General features: G+C 65.4%; 18 protein-coding genes. 11 read left to right on the forward strand and 7 right to left on the reverse strand.

The window, feature by feature from the left end:
* Positions 1-72: 72 nt before the first annotated feature.
* The 3 genes from lptF to HU751_RS08795 all read right to left on the reverse strand — a co-directional run bounded on the left by lptF (position 73) and on the right by HU751_RS08795 (position 1,924).
* The gene (gene lptF / locus HU751_RS08785; RefSeq protein ID WP_186735768.1) at positions 73-861 is read right to left on the reverse strand and encodes a lipotoxin F family OmpA-related lipoprotein LptF; all 789 of its coding nucleotides are present in this window, start codon (positions 859-861) and stop codon (positions 73-75) included.
* A gap of 49 nt (positions 862-910) precedes the next feature.
* On the reverse strand, positions 911-1,324 hold the full coding sequence (locus tag HU751_RS08790; protein WP_186735770.1) for a DUF4398 domain-containing protein: 414 nt from the start codon (positions 1,322-1,324) through the stop codon (positions 911-913).
* A gap of 255 nt (positions 1,325-1,579) precedes the next feature.
* A complete protein-coding gene (locus HU751_RS08795; RefSeq protein ID WP_050704382.1) occupies positions 1,580-1,924 on the reverse strand; it encodes a hypothetical protein in 345 nt (114 codons plus the stop codon).
* A gap of 144 nt (positions 1,925-2,068) precedes the next feature.
* On the opposite strand from HU751_RS08795, the gene ppc reads away from it, so the two are divergent.
* The 7 genes from ppc (at position 2,069) to HU751_RS08830 (ending at position 9,215) form a co-directional block, all read left to right on the forward strand.
* Entirely contained in the window at positions 2,069-4,696 is a 2,628-nt protein-coding gene (ppc, locus tag HU751_RS08800) for a phosphoenolpyruvate carboxylase (protein WP_186735772.1), read from the forward strand.
* 258 nt (positions 4,697-4,954) lie between these two features.
* A complete protein-coding gene (gene adk, locus HU751_RS08805; protein WP_028691565.1) occupies positions 4,955-5,605 on the forward strand; it encodes an adenylate kinase in 651 nt (216 codons plus the stop codon).
* Between the two features lie 90 nt (positions 5,606-5,695).
* Positions 5,696-6,370 carry a tRNA (adenosine(37)-N6)-threonylcarbamoyltransferase complex dimerization subunit type 1 TsaB gene (gene tsaB, locus HU751_RS08810; RefSeq protein ID WP_186735774.1) on the forward strand — a complete coding sequence of 225 codons (675 nt, stop codon included), beginning with the start codon at positions 5,696-5,698 and terminating at the stop codon, positions 6,368-6,370.
* A 132-nt stretch (positions 6,371-6,502) separates the two neighbouring features.
* Positions 6,503-6,793, forward strand: a complete 291-nt coding sequence (locus HU751_RS08815) for a hypothetical protein (RefSeq protein WP_028691563.1) — start codon at positions 6,503-6,505, stop codon at positions 6,791-6,793.
* A gap of 3 nt (positions 6,794-6,796) precedes the next feature.
* Entirely contained in the window at positions 6,797-7,666 is an 870-nt protein-coding gene (locus HU751_RS08820; protein WP_186735776.1) for a DUF72 domain-containing protein, read from the forward strand.
* Positions 7,667-7,688: 22 nt separating this feature from the next.
* A complete protein-coding gene (locus HU751_RS08825) occupies positions 7,689-8,519 on the forward strand; it encodes an isocitrate lyase/PEP mutase family protein (protein ID WP_186735778.1) in 831 nt (276 codons plus the stop codon).
* Positions 8,520-8,525: 6 nt separating this feature from the next.
* Positions 8,526-9,215, forward strand: a complete 690-nt coding sequence (locus HU751_RS08830; RefSeq protein ID WP_186735780.1) for an extensin-like domain-containing protein — start codon at positions 8,526-8,528, stop codon at positions 9,213-9,215.
* A gap of 2 nt (positions 9,216-9,217) precedes the next feature.
* Here the strand turns inward: HU751_RS08830 and HU751_RS08835 are convergent, their stop codons facing one another.
* A complete protein-coding gene (locus HU751_RS08835) occupies positions 9,218-9,838 on the reverse strand; it encodes an energy transducer TonB (protein ID WP_186735782.1) in 621 nt (206 codons plus the stop codon).
* 96 nt (positions 9,839-9,934) lie between these two features.
* On the opposite strand from HU751_RS08835, the gene HU751_RS08840 reads away from it, so the two are divergent.
* On the forward strand, positions 9,935-10,717 hold the full coding sequence (locus HU751_RS08840; protein WP_186735783.1) for a class I SAM-dependent methyltransferase: 783 nt from the start codon (positions 9,935-9,937) through the stop codon (positions 10,715-10,717).
* A gap of 948 nt (positions 10,718-11,665) precedes the next feature.
* On the opposite strand, the gene HU751_RS08845 is transcribed toward HU751_RS08840, so the two are convergent.
* Positions 11,666-12,307 (reverse strand): TetR/AcrR family transcriptional regulator, encoded by a 642-nt coding sequence (locus HU751_RS08845; protein ID WP_084942489.1) that lies wholly within the window; start codon positions 12,305-12,307, stop codon positions 11,666-11,668.
* 171 nt (positions 12,308-12,478) lie between these two features.
* Between HU751_RS08845 and HU751_RS08850 the strand changes: the two genes are divergently transcribed.
* Together HU751_RS08850 and HU751_RS08855 are read left to right on the forward strand one after the other, a co-directional pair.
* Positions 12,479-13,579 (forward strand): efflux RND transporter periplasmic adaptor subunit, encoded by a 1,101-nt coding sequence (locus HU751_RS08850; protein WP_186734243.1) that lies wholly within the window; start codon positions 12,479-12,481, stop codon positions 13,577-13,579.
* A 6-nt stretch (positions 13,580-13,585) separates the two neighbouring features.
* The gene (locus HU751_RS08855; RefSeq protein WP_186734242.1) at positions 13,586-16,651 is read left to right on the forward strand and encodes an efflux RND transporter permease subunit; all 3,066 of its coding nucleotides are present in this window, start codon (positions 13,586-13,588) and stop codon (positions 16,649-16,651) included.
* Positions 16,652-16,716: 65 nt separating this feature from the next.
* Here HU751_RS08855 and HU751_RS08860 read toward each other — a convergent pair whose 3' ends face one another.
* Positions 16,717-17,406 (reverse strand): DUF4197 domain-containing protein, encoded by a 690-nt coding sequence (locus HU751_RS08860; RefSeq protein ID WP_050704395.1) that lies wholly within the window; start codon positions 17,404-17,406, stop codon positions 16,717-16,719.
* Between the two features lie 65 nt (positions 17,407-17,471).
* On the reverse strand, positions 17,472-19,961 hold the full coding sequence (plsB, locus tag HU751_RS08865; protein WP_186734241.1) for a glycerol-3-phosphate 1-O-acyltransferase PlsB: 2,490 nt from the start codon (positions 19,959-19,961) through the stop codon (positions 17,472-17,474).
* 228 nt (positions 19,962-20,189) lie between these two features.
* Here plsB and HU751_RS08870 point away from each other — a divergent pair, with 228 nt between their 5' ends.
* Entirely contained in the window at positions 20,190-20,399 is a 210-nt protein-coding gene (locus HU751_RS08870; protein WP_011535295.1) for a cold-shock protein, read from the forward strand.
* Positions 20,400-20,419: the final 20 nt, after the last annotated feature.

The following is a 20,419-nucleotide window of genomic DNA, read 5'->3' on the forward strand; positions in this document are numbered from 1 at the left end:
CACGCACGATGTTCAATCCCAAACCATGAAAAACCCCGCCATCAGGCGGGGTTTTCACTCAAGCGCCAGCGATTACTGGATCTGGCTCACCGCCCGCGGCGCCACCGGCTGGTTGTCGTTGGAGATGGTCACCTCCACCCGACGGTTCTGCGCGCGGCCCGAGTTGCTGCTGTTGTCGGCCACCGGGTACTCCTTGCCGTACCCCTGGGCGACGATGCGCGCAGGATCCACGCCGGCACGTACCAGTGCCATGCGCACCGCGCCGGCGCGGCGCTCGGACAGGGTCTGGTTGTAGTTGGCCGAGCCGACGCTGTCGGTGTAGCCCTCGACGATCACCTTGCGCTCGGGGTTCTCCTGGAGGAACTGGGCCAGTTTGGTAACGTTGGGGTAGGCGCTGCTCTTGAGCACGGCCTTGTTGAAGTCGAACAGCACGTCACCGAAGGTCACCAGGGTGCCACGGTCGGTCTGCTTGGCGTTCAGGCTGTCCTGCAGCTTCTTGATCTGCGCGTCGCGGGCGTCCAGCTTGGCCTGGGCGCGCTGGGCGGCGGCGTTCTTGAGTTCGGCCTCGGCGCCGCGCAGGGCGATGGTCTGCTTGGCCACTTCGACACGCTGGTTGGTCAGGTAGGCGAGCTGGTCGACCTTCTTCGAGTCCTCGCGCTCCATGTAGGCCTTGTCGGCCTTGTTCAGCCAGTCCTGGGCGTCCTTGGTCTCGAGGGCGGCCACCTTGCTCGACTGCGGGTCGCTCTGCAGGGCGGAGAAGTTGGTGCGGGCCGACTCCAGGTTGGCGTTCGGGTCGTGGGAGCAGGCGGCGAGGCCCACGCTCAGGGCCAGCAGGGCGGGAATCATGACGTAGTTGCGCATAGTGTTCATCCTTTGATCGTTAACGAAGGCTCATGAGGCTGGGCAGGGCTCATTCGGCGCTGCGCAGGCCTTCCTCGCGTACGTCGTTGATGCCTTGACGGGCATCCTGCACGGCCTTCTGGGCCTTGGCCGCCTGGGCCTTGCGCTCGGCGACGCGGGCGTCCCATTCGGCCTGCTCAGCCAGCAGCTTGGCCTGGTCGTACTGCTTGTCGTGCATGGCGATCTCGGCCTTCTTGAACTTGTCCTGGGCAGCCTTCATCTCCACCGCGGCGAATTCGGTGCCACCGGCACTGACCGCCGAGTTGACCGCCGATTGGGTCACGGCGTACTGCTCGGTGGGCGGCTTGCCCGCGCAGCCGGCCAGCACCAGGCTGCTGCTCAGGGCCAGCGCGGCCAGCTTGAGCCCGCGCAGGTGAGTGGAGGAAGGTTGTGCGATGCGGGTCTTCATGGTGGTCAACTCCATTGGGTCACTCCTGTTAAACGACGATGCCACGTGGTGGCTATCGCTGTTCCCCTGTGGCCAGCGTCGGGCGCAAAGGCCCGTGTTTACAGGGTTTTGCCGTGATGGCTATTGGCTGTGACCGAGGCGTTTTTTGAATAGTTCAGAAAAATTTGCACGCTAAAGGTATTTTTTTCTGACTAATCAGTCAGCGGAATTTCCGTGGAACTTCCGCTGTGGATGACGGTATGCCGGGTCTTGCCCGGCACCCGGAAAGGCTCAGTGCGACTGCTCTTCCCGAACCCGGCCAAGGGCCTGCAGGTGGCGCCGGGAGAGGGCCAGGAAGCGTGGCGTGGGGCCGATGTCCTCGTACAGCGGGTCGCCTTCCTCGTCGGTGGCGATCACCTGCTGGCCCTTGATGTAGGGAAAGCTGGCCTCAAGCTCTTCAAGCGCCGCCGCCACCAGTTCGCCCAGCAGTTCCTCGGGGCTGCGCTTGGGGTACATGTCGATCAGCGCGGCCAGGCGCGCTTCGGCTTCCATGTCCAGGTGCAGGACATGGCCGGTGGGGCTCAGGCGGCCGGCGGCGTTCTGTTCCCAGTGCTGGGCGAGTTGGCGAATTTTCATGATGACCTCTGTCAAAGCCTGGTAATGGCATTGCTTCGGATGTCCTGTGTTCACTTTAGTCGCTCTGGCCGCTTCCGGCTTGCCAGGCGCGGGCGCGAGTGGGCACTCTTGGGCGCATGCGGTTTCCTGGAGTGGAGAAGGCTGATGAGTGATATCGATCTGCGCTTGCGCGAGGATGTGCACCTTTTGGGAGAACTGCTGGGCGAGACCATCCGCCAGCAGCATGGCGAGGCGTTCCTGCAGAAGATCGAGGACATCCGCCACAGCGCCAAGGCCGATCGGCGTGGGCAGGGCGAGCGACTGAGCTCGACCCTGGGCGACCTGGCCGAGGAGGACCTGCTGCCAGTGGCGCGGGCGTTCAACCAGTTTCTCAACCTGGCCAACATCGCCGAGCAGTACCAGCTGATCCGTCGCCGCGATGCCGACCAGCCCGAGCCGTTCGAGGCGCGGGTGCTGCCGGAACTGCTGACGCGGCTGAAGGCGGCGGGCCACGGCAACGATGAGCTGGGCCGGCAGCTGGCCAGGCTGAACATCGAGCTGGTGCTTACCGCCCATCCCACCGAGGTGGCCCGCCGCACCCTGATCCAGAAGTACGACGCCATTGCCGCGCAACTGGCCGCGCAGGATCATCGCGACCTCGTTCCCGGCGAGCGCCAGCAGGTACGCGAGCGCTTGCGCCGCCTGATCGCCGAAGCGTGGCACACCGAGGAGATCCGTCGCACCCGGCCGACCCCGGTGGATGAAGCCAAGTGGGGCTTCGCGGTCATCGAGCACTCGTTGTGGCAGGCGATCCCCAACCACCTGCGCAAGGTCGACGCGGCCCTGTTCGAGGCCACCGGGCTGCGCCTGCCGCTGGAGTCGGCGCCGGTGCGCTTCGCCTCCTGGATGGGCGGTGACCGCGACGGCAACCCCAACGTTACGGCGGCGGTCACCCGCGAAGTCCTGCTGCTGGCGCGCTGGATGGCCGCCGACCTGTTCCTGCGCGATATCGACGGACTGGCCGCCGAACTGTCCATGCAGCAGGCCAGCGCCGCGTTGAAAGACAAGGTCGGCGACAGCGCCGAGCCTTATCGCGCCCTGCTCAAGCAGCTGCGTGACCGCCTGCGCGCCACCCGCGCCTGGGCCCATGCCTCGCTGACGAGCACGCAGCCGGCCAGCGCCGCGGTGCTGGTGGACAATCGCGAGCTGATCGCGCCGCTGGAGCTGGCCTACCAGTCGCTGCATGAATGCGGCATGGGTGTGATCGCCGACGGCCCGTTGCTCGACTGCCTGCGCCGGGCGGTGACCTTCGGCCTGTTCCTGGTCCGCCTGGACGTGCGCCAGGATGCCGCCCGCCACCGCGACGCGCTGTCTGAAATCACCGACTACCTCGGCCTCGGTCGCTATGCCGAGTGGGACGAGGAGCGCCGCATCACGTTCCTTCAGGCTGAGCTGAAAAACCGTCGCCCGCTGTTGCCGGCGCACTTCCAGCCTCAGGCCGAGACGGCCGAGGTGCTCGCCACCTGCCGCGAGATCGCCGCCGCGCCTGCGGCGTCGCTGGGGTCGTACGTGATCTCCATGGCCGGCGCGGCCTCTGATGTGCTGGCGGTACAGTTGCTGCTCAAGGAGGCCGGGCTGACCCGGTCAATGCGCGTGGTGCCGCTGTTCGAGACCCTGGCTGACCTGGACAACGCAGGCCCGGTGATGGAACGCCTGCTCGGTTTGCCGGGCTACCGCGCCGGCTTGCAAGGGCCGCAGGAGGTGATGATCGGCTATTCCGACTCGGCCAAGGACGCCGGCACCACCGCGGCGGCCTGGGCCCAGTACCGCGCCCAGGAGAACCTGGTGCGCATTTGCCGCGAGCACCAGGTCGAACTGTTGCTGTTCCATGGCCGGGGCGGCACGGTCGGGCGCGGCGGCGGCCCGGCCCACGCGGCGATCCTGTCGCAACCGCCGGGCTCGGTGGGCGGGCGTTTCCGCACCACCGAGCAGGGCGAGATGATCCGTTTCAAGTTCGGCTTGCCGGGTATTGCCGAGCAGAACCTCAACCTCTACCTGGCCGCCGTGCTGGAGGCGACCCTGTTGCCGCCGCCACCGCCGGAGCCGGCGTGGCGCGCGTTGATGGACCAGCTGGCCGCCGATGGCGTCAAGGCCTACCGCGGCGTGGTGCGCGAGAATCCGGACTTCGTCGAATACTTCCGCCAGTCCACCCCCGAGCAGGAGCTCGGTCGCTTGCCGCTGGGCAGCCGCCCGGCCAAGCGCCGCGCCGGGGGCATCGAGAGCCTGCGGGCGATTCCGTGGATCTTCGGCTGGACCCAGACAAGGCTGATGCTGCCGGCCTGGCTGGGCTGGGAAACGGCGTTGAACAATGCACTGGCACGCGGGCAGGGGGCGCTGCTGGCGCAGATGCGCGAGCAATGGCCGTTCTTCCGCACCCGCATCGATATGCTGGAGATGGTCCTGGCCAAGGCTGATGCACAAATCGCCGAGGCCTACGACGAACGTCTGGTGCAACCCGAACTGCTGCCGTTGGGCGCGCACCTGCGCGACCTATTGTCGCAGTCGTGCCAGGTGGTACTGGGCCTGACCGGGCAGCCGGTGCTACTGGCGCACAGCCCGGAAACCCTGGAATTCATCCGCCTGCGCAACACCTACCTGGACCCGTTGCACCGCCTGCAGGCCGAGCTGCTGGCGCGCTCGCGCAGCCGTGAAGCCGCTCTGGACAGCCCGTTGGAGCAGGCCTTGCTGGTGACCGTGGCAGGGATCGCGGCAGGTTTGCGCAATACCGGCTGAGGTCGTTCGAGACCGGTCTCGGTGATTGGCGGGGTTGCTCCTGCGCCAACCCCCGACGGCCGGTTGCGCCGGGCGCAACCAGTGCCCCGGCCAGCGGCGGGCGGCCCGTTCCTGGCACTTTTGGACGCTTGTCGGGGGGGCGGGCGCTGTGTATCTTGAGCAGCCTTTTGACCGATTTTACGGTCTCGTCCGATTTTCCGGAGTTGGCCTTGTGCGCCGAATCCGTTGATTTGCAAAGAAAAATATGAGGAGCACAAGATGCGCGTAATTCTGCTGGGAGCTCCCGGGGCCGGTAAAGGTACTCAGGCAAAGTTCATCACCGAGAAGTTCGGTATTCCGCAGATCTCCACCGGTGACATGCTGCGTGCCGCCGTCAAGGCCGGAACCCCGCTGGGCCTGGAGCTGAAAAAGGTCATGGATGCCGGCCAGCTGGTCTCCGACGAGCTGATCATCAGCCTGGTCAAGGAGCGCATCGCTCAGCCGGACTGCGCCAACGGCTGCCTGTTCGACGGCTTCCCGCGCACCATCCCGCAAGCTGAAGCCATGGTCGCCGCCGGTGTCGACATCGACGCCGTGGTCGAGATCGCCGTGGACGACGAAGAAATCGTCGGCCGCATGGCCGGTCGCCGTGTGCACCTGGCCTCGGGCCGCACCTACCACATCCAGTACAACCCGCCGAAGGTGGAAGGCAAGGACGACGTCACCGGCGAAGACCTGATCCAGCGCGACGACGACAAGGAAGAAACCGTGCGTCACCGCCTGTCGGTCTACCACAGCCAGACCAAGCCGCTGGTGGACTTCTACCAGAAGCTGTCGGCCGCCAACGCCGGCAAGCCTAAGTACAGCCACATCGAAGGCGTCGGCTCGGTCGAGTCGATCACCGCCAAGGTGCTGGCAGCCCTGAGCTGATCCATCACCGTGCGTCACGACGGCCCGCTTGCGGGCCGTTGTCGTTTATACTGCCGCTCTTTTTCCCCTGTCGCCTGGATACCTCGTTCGATGACCACCTTGCTGGCCCTGGATACCGCCACCGAAGCCTGTTCCGTCGCGCTGCTGCACGACGGCAAGGTGACCAGCCACTACGAGGTGGCCCCACGCCTGCACGCGCAGAAGCTGCTGCCGATGATCAAGCAGCTGCTGGCCGACTCGGGCGTGGCGCTGAGCGCGCTGGACGCCATCGCCTTCGGTCGTGGCCCGGGCGCCTTCACCGGCGTGCGTATCGCCATCGGCGTGGTCCAGGGGCTGGCTTTCGCCCTCGAGCGTCCGGTGCTGCCGGTGTCCAACCTGGCGGCACTGGCACAGGGCGCGCTGCGTGAGCGGGGCGTGCAACAGGTGGCCGCGGCCATCGATGCGCGCATGGACGAGGTGTATTGGGGCTGCTATCGCGCCGAGCAGGGTGAGATGCGTCTGATCGGCCAGGAAATGGTGCTTCCACCCGAGCGGGTTGCGCTGCCGCAAGACCTGGATGGCGAGTGGTTTGGCGCCGGCACCGGTTGGGGCTATGCCGAGCGGCTGGCCGTGCAGGTCGCGGCCAGCGATGCCATCGCGCTGCCCAATGCCCTGGATATCCTCACCCTGGCCGGCTTCGCCTGGGCGCGGGGCGAGGCGGTCGTCGCCGAGCAGGCGCAACCGGTCTACCTGCGCGATAATGTGGCTACGCCCAAGGCGCGTTGAATGCAGTTCGTCGGCTATCGCCGTTCACGATAAAACCTTTTGCGCGTTCTGTGGTCCAGTTATCAGTTCGGGCATTAGCGAAGGATTCCTGATGCTGCTAAATTGCCATCATTGATCCTGAGTGCCCCTGTCATGCGTATCGACGGCTTCTCCTCACAGAGCTACCCCATCAAGCGCGCGCCTCGCAAGGCGCCGGCGCGTGACGAAGCCATCGACGAAGCCGACGCCGAGATCATCGAGGACATCGACGCGCAGGTCAGCCGTGCCAGCCGTCGCGGCGAGAACCTGCCGGCCCGCCAGCAGGACCTGATCTTCCCCCGCGCCCGCGACCGGCGTACCTCCACGGCGCTGGCCAGCTACCTGACCACTGCCGGCTTCACCGACTGGGAGATGGAAGTGCTGGGGCTGGACCTGTACATTTGATGGATGACGCCATCACCCCTCCCTTATTTCCTCGGTTGCCCGTCCTGGGCTGAAAACGCCTGGCGCGAGTACCTGTACCCCGCCGACGCCCGCACTAGCGAGTTCCTCGGGCTGTACAGCCAGGTATTCAACGCCGTCGAAGGCAACACCACGTTCTATGCCCGGCCAGCGCCAGCAACGGTAGAGCGTTGGTCGCAGATCATGCCGACGGGGTTTCGCTTCACCGCCAAGTTTCCTGGTGATGTCAGCCACGCGGGCGATCTGCGTGAACAGCTCGACTCGGCGCTGGACTTCACACGGCTAATGGCTCCCTTGGGCGAGCGCGTGTCGCCTTACTGGCTGCAATTGCCGGCGATGTTCGGTCCGGCGCGCCTGGGCGAGCTTGCGCACTTTCTCGACGGGATCGGCGTGCCGGTGGCGGTGGAGGTGCGCAACGACGCGTTCTTTGCCCGTGGCGAGGAGGAGCGTCAGCTCAACCGCCTGTTGCATGAGCGTGGTGTCGAGCGCATCTGCCTGGATCCGCGTGCGCTGTTCAGCTGCGCTTCGCGCGAGCCCGCGGTGCTCCATGCCCAGGCCAAGAAGCCCAAGGTGCCGCCGCGCCCGGCAGCCTTTACCCAACATCCGCAGGTGCGCTTCATCGGCCATCCCGAGCTCGAGGCCAACGAGCCCTTTCTCACGCCCTGGGTGGACAAGGTCGCCGCCTGGATCGAGGAGGGGCGCCGCCCGTACGTATTCCTGCATACCTCGGACAACCGCCTGGCCGCGGCACTGGCCCAGCGTTTTCACCAGCGCCTGATGACCTTGTTGCCAGGCTTGGCGTCGCTGCCTGAATTGCCGCGCGCCCCTGAGGTCGAACAACTGGGGCTACTGTGATCTGACTGTCGGAGGTTGAACCATGGATGTGCAAACCCTGCGAGCCGAAGCCTTCAAGGCACTGCATGAGCGTGATGGCGCGTTCGTCATTCCCAACCCGTGGGATGCCGGCTCCGCACGGATGCTGGCCAGCCTGGGCTTCGAGGCGCTGGCCACCACCAGTGCCGGGTTGGCGTTCAGTCTCGGGCGGCCGGATGCCGAAGGCGCGCTGACGCTCGAGGAAACCCTCGACAATGCCCGCGCCATCGTCGATGCCACGCCGCTGCCGGTGGCGGCCGATCTGGAAAACGGCTTCGGCGACTTGCCGGAAGACTGCGCGCAAACCATCGTTCGCGCTGCCGGGGCGGGGCTGGTGGGTGGTTCGATCGAAGATGCCAGTGGGCGCAACGATGCGCCGATCTACGATTTCGAACTCTCCGTGGCACGGGTGCGCGCCGCCGTCGCGGCCGCCCGCAGCCTGTCCTTCCCCTTCACCCTCTGTGCCCGCGCCGAGAACCTGCTGCACGGGCGTCTCGACCTGGACGACACCATCCGCCGGTTGCAGGCCTATGCCGAGGCCGGAGCGGACGTGTTGTACGCGCCCGGCCTGCGCAGCGTCGACGAGATCCGGGCGGTGGTGCAGGCTGTAGCGCCCAGGCCTGTGAATGTGCTGATGGGCATGCCGGGGGTGACGTTGAGCGTGAATCAGCTGCAGGACCTTGGCGTGAAGCGCATCAGTGTCGGCTCCTCGCTGGCGCGGGTGGCGTTGGGCGCTTTCCAGCGGGCCGCGCTGGAGATCCGTGAGCAGGGCACCTTCGGCTATGGCGAGCAGGCTCTACCATTTGCCCAGCTCAATGACTTGTTCCGCCGTTGAGGGCCCATGGGTAGAGCGTTGACTGCGTTGGTCAGCCTGCTGTTGGTTGTGCTGCTCGCCTGGTTGATGGGCTGGCGCCCGCCGGCTGCCTGGAACCCCTGGGCCGCTCTGGATGTTCGGCAACCCCCGAATCTGCTGACGCCTTACAAGCTGTCGCGTCTGCGCGACGATCCCGAGCTATGCCGCCAGGCGTTGCAGACCACCACGCTGCGTTATCGACCGCAGAGTGACAGCCCGCCGCAGGCTGCTTGCCCGCTGCGCAACGTCTGGCGTGTGGAGGGCGGGCAGGCGCGCTTGAGCAGCAGCTTCCTCGCCAGTTGTCCGCTGGCGGTGGCCTATGCACTGTTCGAAATGCATGGATTGCAGCCGGCGGCGCAGCGGGTGTTCGGTCAGCCGGTGACCCAGGTCGATCATCTGGGCAGTTTCGCCTGCCGCAATGTCTACCACCGCAAGCAAGGCCGGCTCAGCCAGCATGCCACGGCCAATGCGCTGGATATCAGTGGTTTTCGTCTGAAGGATGGTCGGCGCATCGTGCTGGCCCAGGATTGGTCGGGAGAAGGCCCCAAGGCTGACTTCCTGCGGCAAGTTCAGGCGGCGGCCTGCGAGAGCTTCAGCACGGCGCTGGGGCCGGACTACAATGCCGCGCACCACAACCACTTTCACCTGGACATGGGCTTCTGGCAGATCTGCCGTTGATCTCAGGCGTGTACGCGCACGTTGTTCAGCACCACCGGGCGCGCCCAGTGGATATCGAACTCCAGGTCGTTCTGCTGCTTGGCCAGCGTCTGCTCGTCGAAGGGTTCGGGCGCAGGGTCGAGCAGGTTGGTCTCGAACTCGGCTATCGGCAGGAACAGTGGTCGTGGCGATGGGCCGGGGCCGGGCTCGGCGGTGGGGTGGCCCTGGCTCATGACCACCGGGCGCAGCCAGCTGTTGCTGATATCGAGCTGGCGCTGTTGTTCGATCAGTTCGACGGTGCCGAAGGGCTCGGGGGCGGGCGGCAGCAGCTTGGCTTCCAGTTCCGCCTTGGGCAGGAACAGCGGCTCGGGCGGGGCAACCTCGGTGTCATGAACCGGCAGGGCGCGCTGGGCGTCGATCAGGGCCAGGGCACGGGCGCCGCCGACCGGTTCGCCGCTGTCCTGGTCGCATTGCATCAGCGCCTGGCTGAAGGTGTCGACTTCGCCTTGCGATTGCTCTGCCATGGCCTGGGCGAAGAAATCCTGCCACAGGTGGCTAACGCCACCCAGTGCCTGGGTATTCTGTCGACCGTAGTTGCCGACTGGCGACAAGTAGGTCAAGCCGATGGGAAGAGTGTCTGACATGGCAGTCGCGGACGTTGAGCTCTGGCAGAATAGCGGGATATTGCCTGTATCGGCTCTGGCCGGGGTTTCATTAATTTTTTTCGAGTGCGGGAACGGATGGTAGAGCAGCAGCAAGGCGCAGGTATCAGGGTCGAGGCACTGGCCCCGCAATTCCAGGCGCAGGCCGAGGCATGGGCCGAGCGGCTGGGCTTGCCGTTGGTCGATGAAGCCGCGGAATTTGCCGTGCAGCTGGGGGGCGAGGGGCTGCAGATCCAGCAGCTCGGGCCACAGGCGCCGGGGCCGGTGCGGGTGGATTTCGTCGAGGGGCAGGCGGCGCACCGGCGGCTGTATGGGGGTGGTAACGGGCAGATGATCGCCAAGGCCGTGGGCATCGCCCAGGGCGTGCGGCCGCAGGTGCTCGATGCTACGGCGGGGCTGGGCAAGGATGCGTTCGTACTGGCCAGCCTGGGTTGCCAGATGACCCTGATCGAGCGTCAGCCGTTGATTGCCGCGCTGCTGGAAGATGGGTTGGTGCGGGCGCGGGGGGATGAGGAGATTGCTCCGATTGTTGCGCGCATGCGGTTGTTGACTGGTAATGCGATCGAGCGGATGCGGGCTTGGGAGGGGGAGGCGCCGCAGGTGATCTACCTGGATCCGATGTTTCCGCATCGGGACAAGAGTGCCTTGGTGAAGAAGGAAATGCGGGTGTTCAGGCCTTTGGTCGGCGATGACCTGGATGCGCCGGCTTTGCTCGAGGCGGCTTTGGCGCTTGCCACGCATCGGGTGGTGGTCAAGCGGCCGCGCAAGGCGCCTATTATCGAGGGGGCCAAGCCGAGTCATAGTCTGGAGGGGAAGTCGAGTCGGTACGATATATATCCCAAGAAGGCTCTGAAGGCTTGACTGTTCGTTAGTTCGTTAGTTCGTTAGTTCGTTTGTTCGTTGGTTCGTTGGTTCGTTGGTTCGTTGGTTTTGGGCGGTGTTTGTCTTTAAAGTTGTATGCGCATTCATTTGCGATGTCGACGCTTATTCACCTTTCCGCCCTTACGGCGGGTTACTTTGGTCGTGGCCAAAGTAACCAAAGCCGTGGCGCTCCATTCATCCGGCCCTCCGCTTCGCTCCGGGTTCCCTCACTCCGGCCTTGCTCCCGGGAGGACCGCGCTGCAGGGCCCATCCTGGGCCCCAGCGCTTGACGGGCATCCATGCCCGTCACCTCCCTCCGCAAGACCTCCGTTCGGCCTCCTGAAGTCGCGAAGTTACGGGCGGCGCCTGCACTGGCGCAGCTGTCGCTAGTTTAAACTTAGTTAATCTCTAGATCGTATCGCGGGGCAAGCCCGCTCCCACGCAGATGATTCAGCTTGGGGCGGTAATAGCGTGGGAGCGGGCTTGCCCCGCGAAAAGACCGGAATAGCCAATAAATAATTAACAGCAAAATAAATAACTTCGCATTTCTTGCTCTTGCTCTTGCTCTTGCTCTTGCTCTTGCTCTTGCTCTTGCTCTTGCTCTTGCTCTTGCTCTTGTTCTTGCTTCTAAGCGCGCAATAGTTCAGGCGCCGCCAATTGCGACTTCAGGAGGCCGAGCGGAGTTCTTGCGTAGGGAGGTGACGGCCATGGATGGCCGTCAAGCGCTGCGCCCCAGGATGGGGCGTTCAGCGCGGTCCTCCCGGGAGCAAGAACGGAGCGAGGGAACCCCGGAGCGAAGCGTAGGGGCCGGATGAATGGAGCGAGGATTTTTTGGTTCCTTTTTGATCCTTCAAAAAGGGACCCGCCGTAAGGGCGGAAAGGTGACTATGCGTCACCATCGCCAATGAATGCGCATAAAAAAATCAAAACAATCACCCCGAACCCAAACTACCCCCGGAAAGCCCGAACAAAAACCCCAACAGCCTCCCGCACATGCGCCTCAGCCTCATCCCCACTCAGCGCCTGCGCACACCCCAGCAACAACCGATAATCCGGCGCCCCCTTCACCAGGCAGAAGAAATGCTCCGCCGCCCGCAACGGGTTGTCGATCCGCAGCAACCCCCGCTGGTCGACACAATGCAGCAGCGCCGCCATCCCGGCCATCACCCGCTTCGGCCCCGCCTCGTAGAAATACTGCCCAAACCCCGGATCCTGGCTACCCAGGGCAAAGATCAGGCGACTCAGCTTGACCGCCTCGTCACTGCTGATCAGCGCCTGGAACCCCCGGGCAATGTTCAGCAGCACATCCTCCACCGCCACCCCTTCCGGATACTCGAACATCAAGTCAGGCAACTGGTTCTGGCAGGTGGACATGACCGCCGCGCCAAACAGCGTCTGCTTGTCGGTGAAATGGCTGTAGACGGTGAGCTTTGAAACACCTGCCGCCGCAGCGACCGCATCCATGCTGGTGTTGGCATAGCCAAGGCTGAGGAACAGGTGCTTGGCGGCTTCGAGGATGGCCTCGCGCTTGGCCAGGTCCTTGGGCCGGCCTGGGCCGATGGGTGCGTCGTTGGACATGAGGGACCGCATTCAGTGTGAAAGGGACACATCTTACCGGGTCGTGAAGGTGTCGGCTGCAGCATACGTCGCAAGGCTAATATGGATTTTCTCTGACACGCCCGCTTCCCCGGCCCGGTTCGCTGACTTAATATACTCGTCAGTATAAATATTCGATGCGCCCTCTGCCAAAGGTCATTCATCATGTTGCGTCGTGCGTTGTCCCTCGCCCTGCCGGCAGCCGCCGTGCTCCTGCTTTCCGCCTGCGGCCAGGAGGCCGCGCCACCCGCCGCGCCGCGCCCGGCGCTGGTGGTTCAGCCGCAACCCGCGCAGGCTTCGGCCGACAGCTATCCGGGCGAGGTGCGCGCGCGCTTCGAGCCTGAACTTGCGTTCCGCATCGGCGGTAAGGTCAGCAAGCGCCTGGTGGAAGAGGGGCAGCGGGTCAAGGCCGAGCAGCCGCTGGCCGAACTCGATCCCCAGGACGTGCGCCTGCAACTGGAGGCCAACCGCGCCCAGCTGGCGGCGGCCGAGGCCAACCTGGCGCTGGTCCGTGCCGAACGCGACCGCTATCAGAAGCTGCTGGACCGGCAGATGGTCAGCCGCTCCCAGTTCGACAACGCCGAGAACCTCTACCGCGCCGGCCAGGCGCGGCTGAAGCAGGCCAAGGCCGAGTTCGAAGTGGCCGGCAACCAGGCCGAGTACGCAGTGCTGCGCGCGCCCCAGGCCGGGGTGATCGCCAAGCGCCAGGTCGAGGTGGGCCAGGTGGTGGCCGCCGGGCAGACCGTGTTCACCCTTGCCGCCGACGGTGAGCGCGAAGTGGCCATCGGCCTGCCCGAGCAACAGTTCGCCCGCTTCGCCGTCGGCCAGGCGGTGAGCGTGGAGCTGTGGTCGCATCCGAACCGACGCTTCGAGGGCCGCATTCGCGAGCTTTCCCCGGCGGCGGACCCGCGTTCGCGGACCTTTGCCGCACGCATCGCCTTCACCTCCAACGATACGCCGGCCGAACTCGGCCAGAGCGCCCGGGTGTTCATTGACCATGCCGAACGCTCGCCGCTGGCGGTGCCGCTCTCGGCGGTGACCGCCGAGGCCGGCCAGGCCTATGTCTGGAAGGTCGGCAAGGACAACCGCCTGGAGCGCGCTCAGGTGCGCCTGGGCGCCTATGGCGCCGACAGCGTGCCGGTGCTCGAAGGGCTGCAGGCCGGCGACTGGGTGGTCGCCGCGGGCGGTCATGTACTGCGCGAAGGGCAACAGGTGCGGCCTGTGGACCGTAGCAACCGTGAAGTGAACCTGGCGGCCAAGGAGTAAGTCCCGATGGGTTTCAACCTTTCCGCCTGGGCGCTGCGCAATCGCCAGATCGTGTTGTTCCTGATGATCCTGCTGGCGGCGATCGGCGCCATGTCCTACACCAAGTTGGGGCAGAGCGAGGATCCACCCTTTACCTTCAAGGCCATGGTCATCCGCACCCTGTGGCCCGGGGCGACCGCCGAGGAAGTGTCGCGCCAGGTCACCGAGCGCATCGAAAAGAAGCTGATGGAGACCGGCGAGTACGAGCGGATCGTCTCGTTCTCGCGGCCTGGTGAGTCCCAGGTCACCTTCATGGCCCGCGACTCGATGCATTCCGCGGACATCCCCGAGCTGTGGTACCAGATCCGCAAGAAAGTCGCGGACATCAAGCACACCCTGCCGCCCGAGGCGCAGGGGCCGTTCTTCAATGACGAGTTCGGCACCACCTTCGGCAACATCTATGCCCTGACCGGCGCCGGCTTCGACTATGCGGTGCTCAAGGACTACGCCGACCGTATCCAGATCCAGCTGCAACGGGTCAAGGACGTGGGCAAGGTCGAGCTGATCGGCCTGCAGGACGAGAAGGTCTGGATCGAACTGTCCAACGTCAAGCTGGCCACCCTGGGCGTGCCGCTCGCCGCCGTGCAGCAAGCGCTCCGCGAGCAGAACGCGGTGAGCACCGCAGGCTTCTTCGAAACCCCCAGCGAGCGCCTGCAATTGCGGGTCAGCGGGCGCTTCGACAGCGTCGAGCAGATTCGCCAGTTCCCCATCCGCGTAGGTGACCGCACCTTCCGTATCGGCGACGTCGCCGACGTGCAGCGTGGCTTCAACGACCCACCCGCGCCGCGCATGCGCTTCATGGGCGAGGATGCCATCGGCCTGGCGGTGTCGATGAAGGACGGCGGTGACATCCTGGTACTCGGCAAGGCCCTGGAAACCGAGTTCGCCCGCCTGGCGCAGAGCCTGCCGGCGGGGATGGAGCTACGCAAGGTGTCTGACCAGCCGGCGGCGGTGAAGGCCGGGGTCGGCGAGTTCGTGCAGGTACTGATCGAGGCCCTGGCGATCGTCCTGCTGGTGAGCTTCTTCTCCCTGGGCCTGCGTACCGGCCTGGTGGTGGCGCTGGCCATTCCGCTGGTGCTGGCCATGACCTTTGCCGCCATGCACTACTTCGGCATCGGCCTGCACAAGATCTCGCTGGGGGCGCTGGTGCTGGCCCTGGGGCTGCTGGTGGACGACGCGATCATCGCGGTGGAGATGATGGCGATCAAGATGGAGCAGGGCTACGACCGGCTCAAGGCGGCGAGCTACGCCTGGACCAGTACCGCGTTCCCGATGCTCACCGGCACCCTGATCACCGCCGCCGGTTTCCTGCCGATCGCCACGGCGGCTTCGAGCACGGGGGAGTACACCCGCTCGATCTTCCAGGTGGTGACCATCGCCCTGCTGACCTCCTGGGTCGCCGCGGTGGTGTTCGTGCCCTACCTGGGCGAGCGCCTGCTGCCGGACCTGGCCAAGCTTCACGCGGCCCGCCATGGTGCCGACGGGCATGCCCCCGACCCTTATGCCACGCCGTTCTACCAGCGTGTCAGGCGGGTGGTGGAGTGGTGCGTGCGGCGGCGCAAGACGGTGATCGTCCTGACCATCGCCGCGTTCGTCGGCAGCATCCTGCTGTTCCGTTTCGTGCCGCAGCAGTTCTTCCCGGCCTCCGGCCGTCCGGAGCTGATGGTCGACCTGAAGCTGGCCGAAGGCGCCTCGCTGAACAACACCGCCGAACGGGTCAAGCAGCTGGAGGCGCTGCTCAAGCAGCAGGACGGCATCGCCAACTACGTCGCCTACGTCGGCACCGGCTCGCCGCGCTTCTACCTGCCGCTGGACCAGCAGCTGCCGGCGGCGAGCTTTGCCCAGTTCGTGGTACTGGCCAAGTCGCTGGAGGACCGTGAGCGGCTGCGCAGCTGGCTGATCGGCACCCTCGACCAACAGTTCCCCGACCTGCGCTCGCGGGTCACGCGCCTGGAAAACGGCCCGCCCGTGGGCTATCCGGTGCAGTTCCGCGTCACCGGCGAGCACATCGAGAAGGTCCGCGCCCTGGCCCGCGAGGTGGCGGCCAAGGTGCGCGAGAACCCCCATGTGGTCAACGTGCACCTGGACTGGGAAGAGCCGAGCAAGGCGGTCTACCTGGATATCGACCAGGACCGCGCCCGGGCGCTGGGGGTGAGCACCGCGCACCTGTCGAGCTTCCTGCAGAGCTCGCTGACCGGCAGCAGCGTCAGTCAGTACCGCGAGGACAACGAGCTGATCGAGATCCTTCTGCGCGGCACTCCGGAGGAGCGGCGCGAACTGGGTAACCTCGGCAGCCTGGCGGTGCCCACCGAAAACGGCCAGAGCGTGGCCCTGTCGCAGGTGGCGACCCTGGAGTACGGTTTCGAGGAAGGCATCATCTGGCACCGCAACCGCCTGCCCACCGTCACCGTGCGCGCCGACATCTACGACAAGGAGCAGCCGGCGACCCTGGTCAAGCAGATCCAGCCGACCCTGGCCCAGATCAAGAGCGAGCTGCCCGATGGCTACCTGCTGGAAGTGGGCGGTACGGTGGAGGACTCCGAGCGTGGTCAGCGCTCGGTGAACGCCGGCATGCCCTTGTTCATCGTGGTGGTGCTGAGCCTGCTGATGATCCAGCTGCGCAGTTTCTCGCGGATGTTCATGGTGTTCCTCACCGCGCCCCTCGGGCTGATCGGCGTGACCCTGTTCCTGCTGGTGTTCCGCCAGCCGTTCGGTTTCGTCGCCATGCTCGGGACCATCGCCCTGGCGGGGATGATCATGCGCAACTCGGTGATCCTGGTGGACCAGATCGAACAGGATATCGCTGCGGGGATGGAGCGTTGGCAGGCGATCATCGAGGCCACAGTGCGGCGCTTCCGGCCGATCGTGCTGACCGCATTGGCGGCGGTGCTGGCGATGATTCCGCTGTCGAGGAGCGTGTTCTACGGGCCGATGGCGGTGGCGATCATGGGCGGGTTGATCGTCGCCACGGTGTTGACCCTGCTGTTCCTGCCGGCGCTATATGCGGCGTGGTTCAGGGTCAGGAAGGACTGACAACATCGCGGGTCAAGCCGCTCCCACGGTGGGAGCGGGCTTGACCCGCGATCGGAACCGACGCCTCAGAGTGCGCCGAACACCTTCTTGGCCAGGCTGGTCGCTGCACCGGCCGGGTTCTGGCGAATGCTCTCTTCCTGCTTGGCGATCATCTCGAACAGCCCGTCCAGGGCCTTCTCGGTCACGTAGCTCTCGATGTTGGCGCTCTTGGCATCGACCACGCCCAGGCCTGCGGCCTGCCCGGCGAAGTTGTTGTACTGCTGGGCCAGGCCGACCTTGTCGGTGGCCTGCTTGACGATCGGCAGGAACTTGGCGCGGATCTGCTCGCGGCTGCTCTTGTTCAGGTACTGGGTGGCCGAGTCCTGGCCGCCGCTGAGGATGCCCTTGGCATCGGTCACGGTCATCTTCTTCACCGCGTCCACCAGGATCGCCTGGGCTTGCGGCACTGCAGCCTCGGCGGCCTTGTTCATGCTGGTTTCCAGGGCCTCGACCTGTTCACCCTTGCCGAACATCTTCATGGCCTTGGCGGCCTTGCCGAGGTTGCCCGGCAGTTCGATGCGCACGTCGGGGTTGTTGCTGAAACCGCCGGGGGTGCTCAGTTGCTTGACGGCGATCTGAGCGCCTTGGGTGAGGGCGTCCTTCAGGCCGCCGGAGGCGTCGCTCTGGGACAGGTCGCCGAGCGACAGGGCCAGGGCGCTGGCCGACAGCAGCAGGCCGGCGCACAGGGTGGTGAAGCGCAAGGAGGAGCGAATCATGGGGATTTCCTTATGGGCAGAATGGAGCAGGTTCAGCGTATCGGGTAGACCGGGATCGGGCCAGTTCACTCAACCGCCACAGGTTCCGGTGTTTCATCGCGGTGCAAGGCTACCTGGCGGATCGACAGGCGCAGCTCCGCCGACAGTACCCGCTTGGCCACGCCTTCGGCCAGCTCGGCAAGCTTGTCGTGGTAACCCAGCTTGCCATCGTCGTCCGGTTGCAGCACGCCTTCGCGCACCAGGGTCTGGATGAAGTGGCGGAACAGGGTCTTGTCGAAGAACTCCGGGGCATTCAGGCCATGCAGGATCGACAGGCGCTGGGCCATCATCACGCACAGCTCCTCCAGCTCCTCGGCGCTCAGCGTGTGCTGGCCGCTGTTGAGCAGCAACGAGGTGGCCATGTAGAAGCGCTGCAGGGTCTGGGTGATGGTGCGCGCCAGCAGCGTCAGCAGGACGAACTGCCGCGAGCTGGGTGCTGGACGCATGTAGATGTCCTGCTCCCTGCGCAGCAGCCCCTGCTCGACCAGCGCGGTCAGCCACTGGTCGATGACCTCGTCCAGCTGCTCGGGCGTCCAGCGCAGGAACAGCTCGGCCTGCAGGTACGGATACAGCGCCCTTACGTACTGGCCCAGCAGATCGCGGCTCATGCGCGAGCTGCTGAGGAAGAAGCTCGCCAGCAGCCCTGGCAGGGCGAAGATGTGCAGCACGTTGTTGCGGTAGTAGGTCATCAGCACCGCGTTGGCTTCGTCCAGGTAGAGGATGCGGCCCAGCGCGTCCTTCTGCTCGGCCAGCAGGTCCATGCCCAGCACGTGGTCGATCAGCGCCTTGCCGTCGCCATCGGGCAGGGTGGTGTGAGGCGAGTAGGGCACCTGGCGCAGCAGGGCCAGGTACAGGTCGAGCACGCGGGTCAGGGCGCGCTCGTCCAGGGCCAGGCGGCTGGTCGACAGCAGGGCCAGGGCCACCAGGTTGACCGGGTTGATTGCCGCGGCTTCGTTCAGGTGACGGGCGACCGTCTCGCCCAGGCGGGTGGTGGTGTCGTTGAGCCAGGCCGGGCGGAACTGCGGGCCGAGCGGCTGATCGCGCCAGCCGGGTTGCTGTTCGTCGAGGAAGCTATTGAGGCGGATCGGCTCGCCGAAGTTGACGTAGACCTGGCCAAAGCGCTGCTTGAGCGCGCCGATGACCTTGAAAATGTCGAAGATAGACTCCTTCTTCTTGCTGGCGCCGCGTAGCTCGCCCAGGTAGGTGCGGCCTTCGAGCACCCGCTCATAGCCGATGTACACCGGGACGAAGACAATCGGCGTGCGCGAGGAGCGCAGGAAGCTGCGCAGGGTGATCGCCAGCATGCCGGTGCGCGGCTGCAGCATGCGCCCGGTGCGCGAACGGCCGCCCTCGACGAAGTACTCCACCGGGAAACCCTTGGTGAACAGGGTGTGCAGGTACTCGTTGAACACCGCGGTGTACAGCGGGTTGCCCTTGAATGTGCGGCGCATGAAGAAGGCGCCGCCGCGGCGCAGCAGGCCGCCGATCACCGGCATGTTGAGGTTGATGCCGGCGGCGATGTGCGGTGGCGTCAGGCCGTTGCGGAACAGCAGGTAGGACAGCAGCAGGTAGTCGATGTGGCTGCGGTGGCAGGGCACGTAGATCACCTCGTGGCCGGGGGCGATGCCCTGCACCTGCTCGATGTGGTTGACCTTGATGCCGTCGTAGATCTTGTTCCAGAACCAGCTGAGCACCACTTCGAGGAAGCGGATGGCAGTGTAGGTGTAGTCCGAGGCGATCTCGTTGCCGTAGTGCAGCGCCTTGGCTTCGGCCTTGGCGTAGGGGATTTTCTCGCGGTCGGCCTCGTCGCTGATGGCCTGGCGCACCAGCGGGTCGTGCACCAGGCCCTTGACCAGGTTGCGTCGGTGCGAGATGTCCGGGCCGATCACCGCGGTCTTCAGGTTGCGGAAATGCACGCGCATCATGCGCTGGGCCATGCGCACGGTGCGCTCATGGCCCTTGTTGTGCTGCACCAGTTCGCGCAGGTGGATCGGCGCGGAGAACTGCACCCGGGTCTTGCGCCCCAGGATCAGCACGCTGAGCAGGCGGCGCAGGCGGCCGGTGACGGCCCAGCTGTCGGCGAACAGCAGCTTCCATGGGCTCGACTCGCTGGCGGGGGTCTGGCCCCAGAACACGCTGACCGGAATGATCTGCGCGTCTTCCTCGGCGTGCTGGCTGATCGCCGCGACCAGGCGCTCCAGCGTCGGTGGCGCGCCGCGTTTGTCCTGGCGGCCGAGCCAGTCAGGCTCGGGAGTCAGGTAGAAGAACGCCGCAGGCTCCTGCAGCGGGCCGACGGCCACCGGCAGCACCGGGCGTGGCAGCCCCGCCTTGGTGCACTCGTGGTCGATCACGGCCAGGTCGGTGAGCGACGGCGAGGAGAGGGCGTAGAACACCGGTCGGCTGCGGTCGAGCTTGAGCGTCAGCGAGGACTGGTTGATGGTTTCGGAGCGCACCCACAGGTAGAGAACGCGACGCAGGGCGCCGAAGATGAGGCGGCGCAGGGGAGAACGGGTCATGGGGTGGGGCCCTGGGTGAAAGTTTTCGTGTTTTACAGCCCGTTAGTCTGCCGTATCTGCGTAAGTTCAGCAAAATTCGGCCAAAAATGACCCTGTCATGAATTTTTTTTGTTCCCTGTCATATACTCGGCCTGCCGCTTGCAGGATATTCGTGCAAGCTGCGTCGGCGCGGACGGTGAACCCGCGCCAGCAAGGCGATCTTCAAAATAAAAATCCGGAGTAGTTCAGATGTCGTCTCGTGAGACTGGGAATGTGAAGTGGTTCAACGATGCCAAGGGTTATGGCTTCATTCAGCGCGAAGGTGGTGCGGACGTGTTCGTCCACTATCGGGCTATCCGCGGTGAGGGGCATCGCACCCTGGTCGAAGGGCAGCAGGTCGAGTACGCCCTCGTGCAAGGCCAGAAAGGCCTGCAGGCCGAGGACGTGGTAGGGCTCTGAGCCTCGCGGCTGTACGCTCA

Origin of the sequence: Pseudomonas peradeniyensis (assembly GCF_014268935.2) — a bacterium.
Taxonomy (GTDB): domain Bacteria; phylum Pseudomonadota; class Gammaproteobacteria; order Pseudomonadales; family Pseudomonadaceae; genus Aquipseudomonas; species Aquipseudomonas peradeniyensis.